The organism is Terrisphaera buseokensis, assembly GCF_047521145.2.
GTDB lineage: Bacteria > Verrucomicrobiota > Verrucomicrobiia > Opitutales > Opitutaceae > ER46.
In genome coordinates this window covers 6,760,553-6,775,128 of record NZ_CM134186.1, presented here as the reverse complement: position 1 = coordinate 6,775,128, position 14,576 = coordinate 6,760,553, and the positions used below count along the sequence as shown (strand labels likewise).

Sequence of the window (14,576 nt, the reverse complement as noted above, 5' to 3'; positions counted from 1 at the left end):
TTGGTATTACCACCGGGCTGTCGTTCGGCCCCCTGTTTATAGCGAATGATATACCCGCGTCCGTCGGGGACGGAGACGCCGCGTTCCCCCTTGACCGTGATGGACGGGTAAGGCCGGGGCAGCGTCGGGCATGGCCAGCACTGACGGCTCAGAACGCAATCGTGTTGGTCAGGATGAACCGGCGGGGATCCGGCACGTTGTAGTTGGTGATCCAAAATTTCGTCGTTCCATCCGCCTGTTTCCGGCCGTAGCCGCGCTGCGGGATGAGTTCGTCGTCATCCAGCAGGTTGCGGACGTTCAACTGCACCGACCACTCGTAGCGGCCGTCGACGATCTTGCGGCGGTAGCCGAGGAATCCGTCCAGCGACGTCAGGGGCCGGCCGCGGAGCGGACTGTCGAAGTCGGGCACGTCGTAGCTGCCGGCACCGATGCCGGCGAATTCCCGATATACTTCCTTCGCCTGGGCGGGCCGGCTGCCATAGGCGAGAATGCTCCGGCTGCGCCAGCTGTAGTTTCCGCCGAAGAAGAGACCCTTGAGCGGGCCGCGCTGGAGGCCGTAGCGGCCAGTGACGTTCACCCGGTATTTGCGCTCCTGGGGATTCGGCATGCCGCTGGACATCTTCATATAGCTCATCGTGGGCAGGATGATGCTCTGCATGTATTGCCGGATGGTTTGGGTCATCCCCGGGATAGCGCCGATCGGCTGATTGGCGATCGACTCCCAGTCGGTCCAGCGCGCATCGGCATACTCAAACCAAGGCAGGCCGGCGTTCGAATCGGCCGTCGTGCTCTTCGCCCCGCGCAGCGAGAGCGCCAGGCCGGGCAACGGATTGGCGGTGAGCGTGATTTCCACGCCCTCGGATCGCCGGTCGGCCTGCACCGCCGAAGTCTCACGATTGGGTGCGACCGGGAAATTGTTGCCGACGAAGTTGGTGTTCGCGTTGACGTTGGCCGGCAGACTCGAGTCGCGAACGCTCTGCAGATAGTACGCGTAACGATTGCCGGAGATATCGAACCCGGGGCTGAAGTTCAAAAAGGTCTTGTCGATGTAGTAGACCGTATCGCGCAGGGACCGCATGCCGTTGGCGATCTGGCCCTGGAAGATCGAGTTTCCGCCCTGCCGCGTGCTTTCATACCAGTTTACGCGCACGGAAAATTTTCCGTCGGGCGCGGAGACCGAGAAGCCATAGTCTTTGCCCCTGCCGTCATCGATGGCCATGGGGCTGCCATCGTGGTTGAAGCGGCTGAACTCCGCCGCGTAGGCGGACGTGGATTCGTTATAGAACAGCGAGAACCAATTCAGGGGATGGAGAACGATGCCTTTGGAAACCGACTTGGGCTTCTCTTTCTGGCGGCTCGCGAGGTTCTGCGTTCGGGCCAGTCCCAGCTTTTTGAAATCCTGCCAGCTCATGAAGGGCGCATTGGCGAAGGCCGCGTTGCCGGGGTCATTCGCCGAGGGCGGGAAATAATAGCCTCCGGTGCTGGCGTCGTAGCGGGGCTGCATCCCCCGGTCCAACCAACTCGTGTAGGTGTTGCTGTCCTGACGGTGGCCGAAACTGGTGATGATGCGATTATTCAGGAACGAACTCTGCAGGGAGAACACTTTGCCCACGGTTTCCTTGCGTCCGTTGCTGACGGCGTAGGCGCTGCCGCCGCCGGGCAGGTTCTCGCCGGCCACGACCACGGGCTTGCCGCTGGCGTCGACGCCCAAGGAGCCCCAGTTCCAGGCATCGACCTTCATGTCGACGTGGGGCGCGCCGCCCACGCCCGCCGTCGGGCTGCCGAGGTAGTGACGCACCTGGAGCTGGCGGTTCGCCTGGGTCATGTCCACGAGGGCGGAGCGGAGCGGAGTGGCGACGTTGTTGGCGATGGCGACCGTGAAGTCGTTGTCGCTGATCACGGTGGCGGCGGAGGCGCCGTTGCGGACCTGCTCGAAGCGCTGACTCATCTGCGAGGTCCAGACTCCCAACAGACGGTGGACACCGAACCAATGCGTCCCGTTTTTGTTCCTGGTGAAATCGAGGGTGTAGGTGGCCGTCACGCGGTCGTCGGCTTTCTCCTGCTGATTGTCGCCGCCCGCGACGGAGCTTTGGGCGTAGTAGCGGCCAAAGTTGGGATTGGCCACGCGGGCGGGCGCGGGCTGACCGGGTGCCCATTGGGCGGGCAGGTAGCGATTCAGGTCGATCATCAGCTCCGTGCCGCCCGCGCCGAGCGCCTCCACAAACGAGTAGGTGACGAACTCGCGATTGCTCGCGAGCTCGATGAAGAGATTCTTGAACGGGTTGAACTCGACGACTGCACCATAGATTTTGGTGCGGGTGGAGTTCTGCAGGCCGTTGCCGACGAGGTTGATTTGCGTGGGGTAGATGGACCCATCGGTGAACGACCAGTCGGAATTCTCGCCGATGAACGGCCCCGGGCCGTTCTGGAGAAACCCGGTGTTGTTCCATGACATGATGGGGAGCGGGCTCGTCGAGGCGCCGCCGAGGACCAGGACCGGACTGGAGCTGGTGAAGCGGGAAAGGATATCCGTATTCGGGATACCAGCGACGGGAGGGCCGAAGCCCTGGGCCGTCAGTGCGGCGGTGATCGCGGTGGTGTTGGCGCCGATGTTGAAGGAGTTGAGCGCCGAATTGTCGAAACCCTTGAGGACCGACGGATCATACGTGGCGAGGAAGCGCGCCTTCTGGTCAGGGGTGAGGAAGCGGTCAAAATATGGCGTGACCTTGTCCTGCACGAGCGTCGAACGCACCGGCGATTTCTTGATGAGGCCCGACTCGTAGTAGCCGCGGAGGCGGAGCTTCGGCAGCGGATCAAAGGAGACACTGCCAAAATGCCGGTCCGACCGATCGTACGAGGGTTTACGACTGGTGGCGAGGTCCTGCTTCATCGAGTTGAAGCGCACGGCGAGGTAGTTCTTCTTGAGGACCTGGTTCAGATCGACCGTCGCGCGGTAGCCATCGTCGCTGTCCACTTGGAGCGAAGCGCTGTATTTGTTTTTGTCTACGCCGGCGCGTTTGAAGGACGTGTCGATCGATCCGCCGGCCAGCCCGTTGCCGAAGAGAATGGCGTTGGGCCCGCCGACGAACGAGTAGCGTTCCGTGTTGTAGCCGTCGACCGGAGCGGAGGTCTCAAAAAACCCAACGGAAGTGCTCGCGCGCGCCAGGCCTCGCGCGCGGTTGCCGGCCGAGGGATTGAACGGATTTCCGCCGAGGGTATTCTCGCTGCCGGACGGGTCGTACCAGTCGGTCTGGCTTTCAACGTTGAGCGAGAACCTGAGCGCGTCCTCCAGGGAGTTGATGCCAAGGTCGGACAGAAACTCCTGCGTCATCACGTCCACCTGGGCGGAGACATCCTTCAGCTCGGTGCGGAGACGGCCCCCGGCGATGGTTTCGCGGGCCTGATAACCCACGTCGGAGGTGGCGTTGACCTGGAAGGGGGATAGGACGACCGCCTCCTCCTGCGGCGGACGGGTGACGCCTGGGGCCACGGATTGGGCTGAGGTCCCTGTGCCGAGGGCGAGCCAGCCGGCAATGGCGGCGAGCAGGGTGCGGGGTTTCGAGGTCACGGTTGGCTTGGACTCGGCTTGCGAGTCGGAAGCGGTTGCGGCCTCCCCTTTGCGCGGTGAGACTGCCGTGGTGCGCTTGCGGCTGACGACGAGCGCACCGGTGGCGGCATCCTGTGCGGCCTCCAGCGCCGTGCCGGCGAGCATGCGCTCCATCGCTTCGCGCGGCGTGAACTCGCCGCGCACCGCATTCGTCTTCTCGCCGCGCACCTTGTCGGTCACAAACACGAGCGAGCGGCCGGAGGCGACGGCGAACTGGCGCAACGTCGCCGCCGCGTCGCCGCGCGGAAGGTCGAAGCTCCGCTTGGCCTCGGTGGTCGCTGCGCCCGCGGGCGCAGCAACCACGACGCTGCACGCGGCGAGCACGACGGGAAGCGCGGAATACGACGGGGTAAGACGGAGCAAGGCCACCAACCCTGTAACGCTCGTGCGCAGGATTCTGTTTATACCAATCGCTCTTTGCCTTTGGACTTTAGCCGTGGCGCTCGTAGCCACGATCGATCCAGAAGTCCAAAAGCAAGGAGCGATTGGTATGAGTCGCATCGGGTTGGTTTTCGCACGCTGGGCCACGCTGCCGGCGTGAAAAGCGCGGGCGGCTCGACTACGGCACCCGCAGCCACACCGTGTCGCCCTCGCGGGTTGCGCGGACGATGCCGTCACGCTCGAGCAGGCGCACGAACGCTTCCACGTCGTCCAGCGCGAATATCCCGCCGATGCGCCGCGCGCCCAGCACGGGATCGCTGATGACGAGTTGGATCGCATGGTGCCGGTTGAAACGCGCGGCGACCTCGGCCAGCGGCGTGTCGGAAAAATCCGTGACGCGGCGCTGCCACGCCATCGCGGCGCGCACGTCGGCGGGGTCGAGGTGTTCAACCGCGGTCCCGGTCCCGGCCTCCTCGCCGGAGGCGGATGCCAGTCGAATCGCCAGACGTTCGCGGACGTTCAGGAGCGTGGAGCCGACGTTGGCAGACGCGGCATCCGCTTTCGCGTCACTCCGGCGGGACGAGGGCACGGGCGCCACCGTCACCTTGCCTTCCGTCACCATGATCTCGACGGTGCCCGAGGCGAAACGCACGTTGAAGGCCGTGCCAACCGCGCGGACCGTCACTCCGCCCGCACTCACCACGAAGGGCCGTGCCGGGTCGTGCGTGACCTCGAAGTGCGCCTCGCCCGACTCGAGTTCGACGCGGCGCTCCGCGGCGGTGAAGCGCACGCGGGCGGCACTCGCGCTGTTGAGTTCGAGCGTCGAACCGTCGCCGAGGCGGGCGCGCTCGTAGCCGGCCGCCGCTGTCGCGTAGCGCGTGTCCGGCGCAGCCGTCAGCAGCGCCGCGCGAAAACCGAAAAAGCCGACCACGGCCAGCGCGGCTGCAACGCCGCCCCAGGCGACCCGCCTCCGCCAATGCCCGACTGGCACCGGTGCCGGTACCGGTGCGGGCGGCGGCGGCGAGACGCGGTCGAAGTGCGTGTTCAATTCCTCGCGCCGCGCAGCCAGACCGGCGAGTTGCGCCAGCACCTGCTCCAATTCGGCGACAGACGCGGCATGGCGCGCATCGCGGCGGCGCCAGGACGCAAAGGCCTCGGCCCGGCCCGGTGCGAAGCCCTCGTCGCGCTCGGCGAGCCACGCCATGGCTTCAGCCTCGATGTCCGCGGCCTCGCGGCCTGCGTTCTGGTCGGACGGTTTCATGATTCGGCGTCCCCCGGTTCGGCGGCGTCGAGCAGGCCGCGCGTGCGGAGGAACTGCGCGCAGTCACGCACGCCTTTCATCAAATGGACGCGCACGGTCGCGGCCGCGAGGCCGAGTTGCACCGCGATCTCCTGGGCGGAGAATCCATCCACGTAGCGGAGCAGCATCACTTCGCGGCAGCGCGCCGGAAGCGCCCCGAGCGCGTTCAGCATCGCCTCGTGGCGGTGCGCATGGTCGAGCAACTCCGCCGCGTTCGGCGCCGTTTCCAACAAGGCGAACTCGGCGGTGTCGTCGATGGAATCGACGGGCGTGCGGCGCTTGCGGCGGACGTGGTCGATGGCGACGTTGCGCGCGATGGTGAACAGGAAGGCGCGCGTGTGCGCCAGCCGTTGCGGCTCGCAGATGCCCAGGAGGCGCACGTAGGTTTCCTGCACGAGGTCGTCGTGGTCGGGCAGGCTGGAAAACCGCCGCAAGAGAAACGCCCGCAGCGCGGGCTCATGCGGTCGCACGCTTTCGGCAAACCATAGCGCCTGATCCGAGGGTGACATGGCGGGGTCGCGCGCGAGGCGTGGCCAGACGCCTCTTGCCGTGCTGATCGCGCCGTTTCGGTCGAGGGAGTTGCTGCCGGTTTTCAAGCCGCGAGATGGTTTGAAGTGGGACGAACGAGGGTGCGCATGGTGAGTTTCTGGCGCCACGCGGCTCGGGTCGTCGGATGGACGTTAGAACTCAAACGACGTCGTGAACGACCACGTCTGCGGTTCCGCGATGCGCATCGAATCGTAGGTGCCGTCGGGCTGGGCGCTCACCGGGATGAGCCGGTTGCCCACGCCGATGTTGCGGACGTTCAACTGGGCGCTCCAACGGATCTTCTCGCCCAGCTTGCGGCTGTAGCCGATCCAGCCGTCGACGTTGCTTTCGGTTGGGCCGTAGAACGGCCGCTTCACGTCGTAGACGCCGGAACCGTCCGGAAAGACTTTCACTGGGTAACCGATGGCTGACTTGTCCTGCCAGCGGTAGGCGCCGCCGACGCGCCAGCCCTTGAGCAGGCCGCGATCGAACGAGTAGTTCGAAACGACATTGTAGCGCCACCGGCGCAACTCGGGTGACGGCGATCCGTCGAGCAGCACCGCCTTCTCGGCGTTCGCCTTGATGCCGGCCCACGTCTGGCCGAGGTTCGTGGTCGCAGTCGCCGAGTCGGGCAGCGCGGCCGCGGAGCCGCCCCAGATCGGATCGAGCAACGCGATCATTTTCGTGAAGCTCGAGCCGGTGTTTCCGCTGACGGTTTGCTGGCGCGCGGCATTGAAGGCGATGCGCCACTGCGGCGTGGGATTGACGACGACGTCGAACTCGTAGCCCGTCGCGAGGATGTCGGTGGTGTTCACGGCAAGGTCGATCCGATCGTCGTGGTCGACAATGACGGTGTTGTTCGGGCCGGGGTTCGACTTGAAGTTAAACGTCTGGAACAGGTTCTTCGCGACCGGGCCCTGGAGCCACTGGTTCCAGGCCGACAGTGCGGCGGGCGGGGCGACCTGCTGGTAGATCTCGCCGGAGTTCGTCTCGATCTGCGAGTCGAGGCGCCGCACGAGTTGATTTTGAAGTTCCCGAAACACGGTGGCCGTGGCCAGGGCCGCCGTCGTCTCGTACTTGGTGGCGCGCAATTCGAGCTTGTTGTTGAAGAGCGAAATCAGGGCGCCCCACTCCTTGGTCGCTCCGGTGGGAGCGGAGAGGTTCTGGCCAAACATGTCGGTGCGCTGCGCACTGGGTCGGAAATTGTCCGACTTGTTGTAGGTGAGCGAAACATCGGCGCCCAGCGGCAGCTTGCCCCGGAGAAACGGCGGCTGGTGCAGCACGAGGCCGTAGTTGAAGGATCGCGCGGAGTCATCGAGCGATGGCGCCGTCCACTTCCACGTCGCGGGACTGGTGATCTTGAGACCGGTGGCGGGATCCGTGAGCGCCGTCCCGGCGTCGTAGGTCTGGAAGGCATCCTTGCGCCAGCCCAGCGTGCTCACGAGCGTGTTATTCCACCAGTAGCTGTTGGCGACGAAGACCAGGGATTTGACGTCGTCACGGTTGCGGCCGGGACTCGAGGCCGTGTTGCTCAGATCGTATTTTTCAGTGGGCACGACGGTGAACGAGCGTGTCTGCCACGGCGCGAGGGCCACCGGAGTGGCGGCCGGCATCTGATAATAAAGCGTGGTGACCGTGGCGGCACCGTCGATGCCGTTGATCGCGCGCACGCCCTGGAGGCCGTTGTTTTGCGGACCGCTGGCGGTGAGCAGGCTCGGTCCGATGTACGTCTGGCGGGAAAGGACCCGGTTGCCGTCGCCGACGGCGATGGACCTCGTCTCGTTCGCCGATTCCGCCTGCCAGTAGTCGACGCCCAGCTGGTAGGGCCGGCCGCCGAAGCTCTGGCCGAAACGCTTCTGGCCGGTGAACGACCCGGTGAAAATGTGCCGGCCCAGCGCCTTGCCCAGCCAGCCTTCGCGGCTGCGGGTGAGATCGAGATTGTAGTAGGCCGTGGCGCGGTAGGCCTCGCGATCGGTGGTGCTGTAGCTCTGAAAACCTTCCGCGCCGAGGATGACGGGCCGGCCGAGATTGGGGTTGGGCTGGCCGTTGGGCAGCCTGGTGTTGAGGTCGATGTTGATCGCGTGATTGCGGAACTGAAACGGCTGCACGTAGCCGGCGTCCAGGAACTGCTTGTCAAAAGCGATCTCCAGGCCCGCGTGGGCACCGAGGCGCTGCTCGAAGCTGGCATTGTAGGTTTTCCAGAACGCCCACTCGCGCTTGTTCGGGCCCTCCAGCGCCTCGTCGTAGAAGTTGAAGATGGACGGATCGGTCAGCTTGAAATCGCGCCAGAAGTTGAACAACGCGGGGCTGGCGGCCTGGTTCAGGCGCTGCACGTAGGCTTTCGAGCTGGCCAGGTTGCGCATCGAATCGTTCGCGAAGGCCGTGCCGGCGGCGTTGAGGCGCACGCGATTGTTCGATCCCTCGATTGCCTGGATGGCAGGATCGAGCCCGGTGATGCCGAACTTGGTGACGTTCGGATTCTCCATCGTCAGGATGGGCTGCCGGGTCGCTGCGCTGATCAACCCGCCGATGATGCCGCCGGTGGCATTGAACGACTGGAGGTTCACGTCGGTCGGCGCGGTGCCGAGATACTGGCCGACTCCCGTCGTCGGATCGTAGACCGGCCGGCCGATTCTCCACCACCAGGAAAAGTTGTCGGTGGGCGGCGTGTTGTAGGCCTTGTTGGAAAACTGCTTCGCGTATTCGGTGCTGGCCCGCAGCGTACCCGTTTTCCAAGGACGCCAGGTCGCCGTCGCATAGACGCGTTCGTCGCGAATGTAGGCGGGCTTGATCTGGTAGCGCTTCTCGCCGTAGAGCGTCGCGACGCGCACGGCCAGCCGGTCTTTCACGATCACCTGGTTGTGATCGAAGGAAATGCGTCCGCTTTCGTGCTGCCCGTACTGGCCTTCGACGCGGGTCTTCGTGCGGTTCGGCATGGCCTTGATCAGGCCGGTGTTGATGATGCCGCCGGCGCTGCCCAGACCGAAGAGCATCGAGTTCGGGCCGCGATTCACCTCCACGCGATCCGTGTTGTAGCCGTCCATCGGCAGGCTCGAGATGAAGTAATCGCGGGTCTGATCCGCGCCGCCGAGGCCGCGGACCCGGTTCGAGCCCTGCACGCTGCGCACCGGGCCGAAGAAGTCCGTGAAGTTGGCGTCGGAACCCGCGTTGCTGAAATTGCCGCCCAGGCCCGCGACTTCGGTGCCCACCGTGTAGTTGAGCAGCTGGTCGAGATTGTTGGCCCCGATGTCGTTCATGAAATCCTTCGTGACCACCGTGATCGAGGCGGCGACATCGCGGAGTTCGGTGCGCAGGCGCGTGCCGGCGAGCGTGCCGCTCGCCTTGTAGCCGTCGTCTTTTTCCGCCGCGACTTCGAACGGCGACAATTGGATCGTCTCGCTCTTCGTCGGCGTGGATGTGGGTTGGGCGGCGACCGCATTCGAAGCGGCGAACAAGCCGGCCAGAAGGGCCGGGAGGGTACGGGGGAATTTCATCGGGGTAACGTGAGAGGCAGGCAGCGGATCAAAAAGGGGGTCGTGGCCGCCCGGTCGGTGGCGCGGTTCCGGCGTTGGACCTGCGGCTCATGACCAGCGCCAGCGCCGGTCCGGCGAGGCTGTGCTCCCCCGCCCGACGGGGCGTGACTTCACCGCTCCCAAGGGCGCAGGCGCCGCCATCACGCCGCGCGAGGCGTTCACGATCGAGGCGGTGGAGAACGACGGGGTAAGACGAAGCAGGGCCACCACTCCAGTAACGCTCGCCCGCAGCATCCTGTTTAGTCGCGCCGGAATAATTCTGCGTTCCGTTTCGATGCCAGCCCGGATCGCGCCGGCTTTGTGCGGACTGAAGCAGGCTGCACCCGGTCCGTGCCTCGGCTGCGACTTGATGGTCACCCCGTCGCGGCGTCCGTTCTTCTCCGCCGTCTTCACGATTCGCCTTTTTCCGCAGCAGTGGCGAGCAGCAGGCCGCGCGCGCGGAAGAACTGCGCGCAATGGTGAAGAAAAAGGCCCGCGCGTGAGCCAGTCGGCGCGGATCGGAAACGCGCAGCAGGCGCACGTAGGTCTCCTGCACGAGGTCGTCGTGGTCCGGCAGGCTGGAAAACCGTCGCGAGAGAAACGCGCGTAAGGCCGGCTCGTGCGGTCGCACGCTCTGGGCGAACCAAACGGCCTGATCGGAGGGCGACATGAGTCGTAGCGCGGATTGATCCTCAGTGCTGGCGGCGGACGATGGCGAGCCAGTCGTCGGTCGAGGGTGCGGTCAGCATGCGGGGGGTGCCGCCCGCGACGCGACCCGCGGACTGCAGGGCGCCGCCCTCGCGGGGGTTGAACCAGGAGAGCGCGAATTCACCGCCGGCCTTTGCGAGATCGAGCGCGGCGGAGCCGCCTTTCGGGAGATAGACGAGGTAGAGCTCGCCGGGCTGCGCGAGGCAGTAGACGGAGTTGTCGTGGGCGGCATTGCCGACGAGTTCGTCGGCGTTGGTCATTTTCTCCAGCGGGATTTTCTGGTCGCGGAAGCAGCCGAGGGCGATGCGGCAGTAGTCCCAGGACTTGTCACGGCTGCGGAAGTCTTCGAGGAGGAGATCGTTTTCGGCGAGCTGATAGCCGAAGTAGTATTCCACGCCGGCGCCGCCGGCCATGAAGGTGCCCCAGAGCGTGTTCTTGCGGATGTCGTGAAGATCGTAGCCGACGGGGTTGCCGCGGCTGTTCAGGCCGGCGTAGCCCTTGTAGCCGGGGTCGGGCGGGACGCCTTGGTTGGCGGGATTCTGCTCGTCGTTGCAGACCACCCACGGGCGGCCGGCGGCGGCGGAGGCGCGGACCCATTTCAGGGTCCACTGATGGGCGGATTTCCAGCCGTTTTGGGTGGAGGCGCCGGTGAGAACGGACTGTTTGCCGAGGAGGGCACCGTAAACTTCGTCCTGCTGGTTGGGGAAACTGTGGATGACGATCAGGTGGCGGTAGGGATCGGTGTCGTGGATAAACTGCGCCATGGCGCGCTGCTCCTCGGGGGTCTGGGTGTTCTCTTCGCCGAGATTCCAATTCAGGGCCAGGAGGTGGCCGAAGCGCGCGATGAGTTCGCGGAGGTAGAGTCTTCGCTCGGGTCCGGTGGCGCCGCTGTCGAGCGATTCAACCACACGACCGGGTTTGCGCTGGGCGCCGATGCGGTCGTCGTCGCTCTCGTTTTCCTGAAGCTTGAAGTGCAGGAACACGCCGCGGGCCTGCGCGTGCTCGAAGACGATGCCCCACTGGTCGAGGCGCGAGCAGTCGTAGTGAAATTTTTCATCGCGAGCGACGAAGGGCCAGACGTTGTCGCCGTCGCCGGCGGCGTTGTAAGTGAGAAACGAGACCGCGTTGGCGCCTTTCGCGCTGAGGTAATTGACGGCGCCGATGAGACCTTTGCCTTTGCCGCCTTTCCACGTGGGATCGCCGGCGCGCCAGTCGCCGACGTGCGGCGTGTAGGTCTTCAGGGGGACTTCCTTTTTTAAAGCGAGGGTGTCGTCGAAATCGGCGTAGGCCAGAAGCGTCTCGGGCGCGTCGGCACCCGCCTTGAGGAAAGCCTGCCGGCTGCCGGCGGCGATGAGGTAGTGACCGCCCTGGTAGGTGAGCCGGCCGCCGGCGCGGAAATCGGTGCCGGTTTTATCCGAGGCCCCGATGGAGAAGGAGCCGGTCTTGCCGTCATAGGGCGCGAGCGCCGTGCCCTGGCCGTAAGTGGCGGCGTTGGGGCCCGCCGAGAAGGCGACGCGGTAGTTCCACTTGCCGGGCTTGTCCGGCGAGAGGTGGGCGCGCCAGACGGTGCCGGCGGTGGCGGAGGTCTCGGCGGCCTTGCCGTCGGCGGCGAAGTAGCCGGGCACCACGTAGGCCGGCGAGCCGGACTCGTGGGTGAACGTGACGTCGAAGCGGTATCCGGTAAACGGATTCGGCGCGGTGTCGGTCTCGGCGGCGAAGGGGCCGGCGAGGTCGAGCGTGACCTTGTGCCACTGCTTGAGTTCGCCGGCGATCGTCACGCTGGCGTTGCCGGACGTCTGGCGCGGGACGGGGCGGAAGAGTTTTTCGCGCTGCGCTTTGGCCAGATCCAGCTGGGACTGACCGTGGCCGACGGTGGCCGGGTTGCGGGGAGTGAACACGATCTTGGACCACCGGGCGCGGGCCCACTCCCGGCCATCTTTCGAGCCGATGCGTGCACGCACTTCGACCAGCGTGCCCTCGCTCACGTCGACATCGAACCACGCCGTGTTGTAGCGCTCGCCCTCCTCGAATTGCTCGTTGGAGAGAGGGGGCGTGTAGCGGCCGAGCAGTTTGTCGGCGAGATAGACCTCGTAGCTCGACGAACCATCGTTTTCCCCGACGGTGTGGAGTTCCACGCGGTAGACGCCGTTGCGGGCGGGAACAGTGAACTTCACCGAGGCCTCCTTGCGCTCGTCGGGGTTGATCGCGGCCCACTTGCCCTTGTCGAGGTAGAAGCCGGTGCCCTCGAGTGTGAGCGCGGCGGCGGTGACGGTGGTGGTGGCGGAAGCGGTGGGATTGAGCGGGGCCGCCTTGGTGGACTTGGGGGCTTTGGGGGCGTCGGCGCCCTGCAAGGGCGACAACAGCGCGGTGAGCGCGAAGGCGAGGAGGCTTGCGCAGGTTTTCATCGTTCGTTGGAAAGGGTGCGGGAGAGGAGGAAAATGGGAAAACTCACGGGGTGGCGGGAGCATGGCCCGTGATCTCGGCGATCCGGGCGTGGAAAGCGCGTTTGCGGGCGGAGCTCAGGCCCCAGTTGATGGGCACGGATTGGTAGCCTTCGTCGAACGACTCGCCCGGGCGGCGCCAGTCGAACCAGCCCCACGAGACGTGCTCGGCGATCGGCGGCGTTGACGGCAACCGGCGAGACAAGCCCGGGCATCGGCGCGCCTAAAAAGGAGGACAGCGCATGACGGAGGGTGCGGAGCGAGACGGGCATGCGAGTTGGAAAAGTCAGGAGCGGCGGAGACGCGTGACGAGATCGGCGAGCGCGGCGTCGGAGCCGACATTTCCGGGAAAGACGACGTAACCGAGACCGGGGAATTTGGCTTCGGGGCCGAGTTGCCAGACGGGGACCCCGGGGAGAGCTTGGCCGAGGACGAGCGCGCGGCGGACGCCGAGACCGAGGGTCGCGGTGTCGCTGGAAGTGATGCCGCCTTTGGCGATCAAGTAGCGCGGGGCGACCGCAAGATTCTGCACGAGGTAAATGAGGGCGTCGGAGACGCGCCGTCCGATGGCGAGACTGGCGGCGGCGTCGGACGAGGCGATCAGTTGACGACTCGTGTAGACGACGGTGTCGCGGCCGGCGGCGAGCGCGGCGTCGAGCGTGGTAAGAGTGGCGGCGAGCGTGGGTGCGCGCCGCGTGTCGTCGAGGAGTGCGGTGACGTCGAGTTCGATGGGCGTGACCGCGGCCGAGGCGAGGAGGGCGGCGAGTTGAGCGGTCGTTTTCGGGACGTAGGAGCCGACGATCGTGAGGCCGCCGAGCGATGTAGGCGTGCTGAAAGCGGCGGGTGAGACGAGCGCGTGTTGCGGGGACTGGCCGATGCGGGCGGCGACGAAGCCGGCGGCGGTGCGATAGATGAAACGCGAGCCGGTGGCTTCGGCGGCGAGCGTCGCGGCGGCGAAGACCTCGATGTCGCGGGGCGCGGCGGCGTTGACGATGCAGACCGTGCCGCGCGGGAAGGTGCGGAGTTTTTTGGCGACGGCGACCGGGCCGCCGGTGCGAAGGAGATCGAGCGAGATCGTGGCGACGTCGGCGGCGCGAGTGCGGCCGCTGGTCTTTTCCTCGACCCACGACGGGACGTGGGAATGCCGGTAGCCGAAGGCGGCATCGCGGGCAAACGGCGTCTCGGCAGCGGGGACGAGGCGGTCGCCCTCGGCGACGTAGTGGATGTCGTTCAGCGTGTAGCGGCCGCCGGCTTCAAAGTAGGGGGTGATGAACGTGGCGTCGAAGGGGCCGAGCATCTCGGCGAGCGTGTCGGTTTCGAGTGGGTAGTAACCCCGGAGCGTGGAGTCGCTGCGGCTGGCGACGACGAGGGGGCGGCCGGTGGCGAGGGACGCGGCGCGGAGGTTGGTGGCGAGCTCAACGTGCAGCGCGCGCGTGGCGGCGGGCGTGAGGCTGCGGGAATTGGTGAGGATGTAGAAACACGGGGGCGCAGCGGAAAGTTCGGCGGTGAGCGTCGCGACGTCCCAGGTGGTGACGACGGCGATGTCGCGCACCGTCTGCGTGCCGGTGGGATCATCGTCGAGGACGACGAGCGTGCGACCCGCGGCGTTCGCCGCGGCGGCGTTGGCGCCGAGGACGTCGTGCGGCCAGACGGGAGGAAGCGCGGCAAAGGTCGCGCTCTTGGAGAGTGGAGTGGAATCAGGCACCGGTGATTTCTACCTGGACGTTTTGCGTGGCGGCCTTGGCGAGAAAAAGCGCGCGTTTGCGTTGGGTGCCTTGGTGGGGAGTCGGGGTGGCTGGAGCGAGTCCCGCCGCGATCAACTCCGCATGGGAGGTGGCGACGTTGCCCACTTTCAAACAAAAGTGATGCAGCCCCGGCCCGTGCTGCGCGAGCCACGCCTGAAGGGGATGATCGGGGGTGAGGGGTTCGACGAGTTGGAGGTGCGTATTGCCGAGGTCGAGGTGGGTGAGGCGGACAACGCCGCCGTTGACGACCTCGCTGCACACGACGGGGAAGCCGAGTTGGTCCCGCCAGAGCTTCAGCGCGTCGTCCGTGGACGGAACACAGATGGCGAGGTGGTCAAGGCCTTGGTGTTTCAT

The 14,576-nt window shown here is 66.0% G+C and carries 9 protein-coding genes; all 9 read right to left on the bottom strand.

The genetic code is table 11. From position 1 onward, the window contains the following. Window positions 1-148: 148 nt before the first annotated feature. The 9 genes from ACLJEU_RS25545 to ACLJEU_RS25505 all read right to left on the bottom strand — a co-directional run bounded on the left by ACLJEU_RS25545 (window position 149) and on the right by ACLJEU_RS25505 (window position 14,576). Window positions 149-4,060, bottom strand: coding sequence for a TonB-dependent receptor (locus tag ACLJEU_RS25545; RefSeq protein ID WP_414661173.1), 3,912 nt, complete (start codon window positions 4,058-4,060; stop codon window positions 149-151). A 106-nt stretch (window positions 4,061-4,166) separates the two neighbouring features. Beyond that, window positions 4,167-5,249 carry a FecR family protein gene (locus tag ACLJEU_RS25540; RefSeq protein ID WP_414661174.1) on the bottom strand — a complete coding sequence of 361 codons (1,083 nt, stop codon included), beginning with the start codon at window positions 5,247-5,249 and terminating at the stop codon, window positions 4,167-4,169. Further along, window positions 5,246-5,797, bottom strand: a complete 552-nt coding sequence (locus ACLJEU_RS25535) for an RNA polymerase sigma factor (RefSeq protein ID WP_414661175.1) — start codon at window positions 5,795-5,797, stop codon at window positions 5,246-5,248. The genes ACLJEU_RS25540 and ACLJEU_RS25535 overlap by 4 nt, the downstream gene beginning before the upstream one ends. A 171-nt stretch (window positions 5,798-5,968) precedes the next feature. Next, window positions 5,969-9,310, bottom strand: a complete 3,342-nt coding sequence (locus tag ACLJEU_RS25530; protein ID WP_414661176.1) for a TonB-dependent receptor plug domain-containing protein — start codon at window positions 9,308-9,310, stop codon at window positions 5,969-5,971. A gap of 28 nt (window positions 9,311-9,338) precedes the next feature. Beyond that, complete coding sequence (locus ACLJEU_RS25525; protein WP_414661177.1) at window positions 9,339-9,998, bottom strand: RNA polymerase sigma factor; 660 nt, start codon at window positions 9,996-9,998, stop codon at window positions 9,339-9,341. Between the two features lie 22 nt (window positions 9,999-10,020). Continuing rightward, a complete protein-coding gene (locus ACLJEU_RS25520) occupies window positions 10,021-12,441 on the bottom strand; it encodes a DUF5060 domain-containing protein (RefSeq protein ID WP_414661178.1) in 2,421 nt (806 codons plus the stop codon). A gap of 43 nt (window positions 12,442-12,484) precedes the next feature. Next, window positions 12,485-12,670, bottom strand: a complete 186-nt coding sequence (locus tag ACLJEU_RS25515; protein WP_414661179.1) for a hypothetical protein — start codon at window positions 12,668-12,670, stop codon at window positions 12,485-12,487. Between the two features lie 93 nt (window positions 12,671-12,763). Then, window positions 12,764-14,182, bottom strand: a complete 1,419-nt coding sequence (locus ACLJEU_RS25510) for a four-carbon acid sugar kinase family protein (RefSeq protein ID WP_414661180.1) — start codon at window positions 14,180-14,182, stop codon at window positions 12,764-12,766. Further along, window positions 14,175-14,576, bottom strand: coding sequence for a VOC family protein (locus ACLJEU_RS25505; protein WP_414661181.1), 402 nt, complete (start codon window positions 14,574-14,576; stop codon window positions 14,175-14,177). Before ACLJEU_RS25505 ends, ACLJEU_RS25510 begins: the two co-directional genes overlap by 8 nt.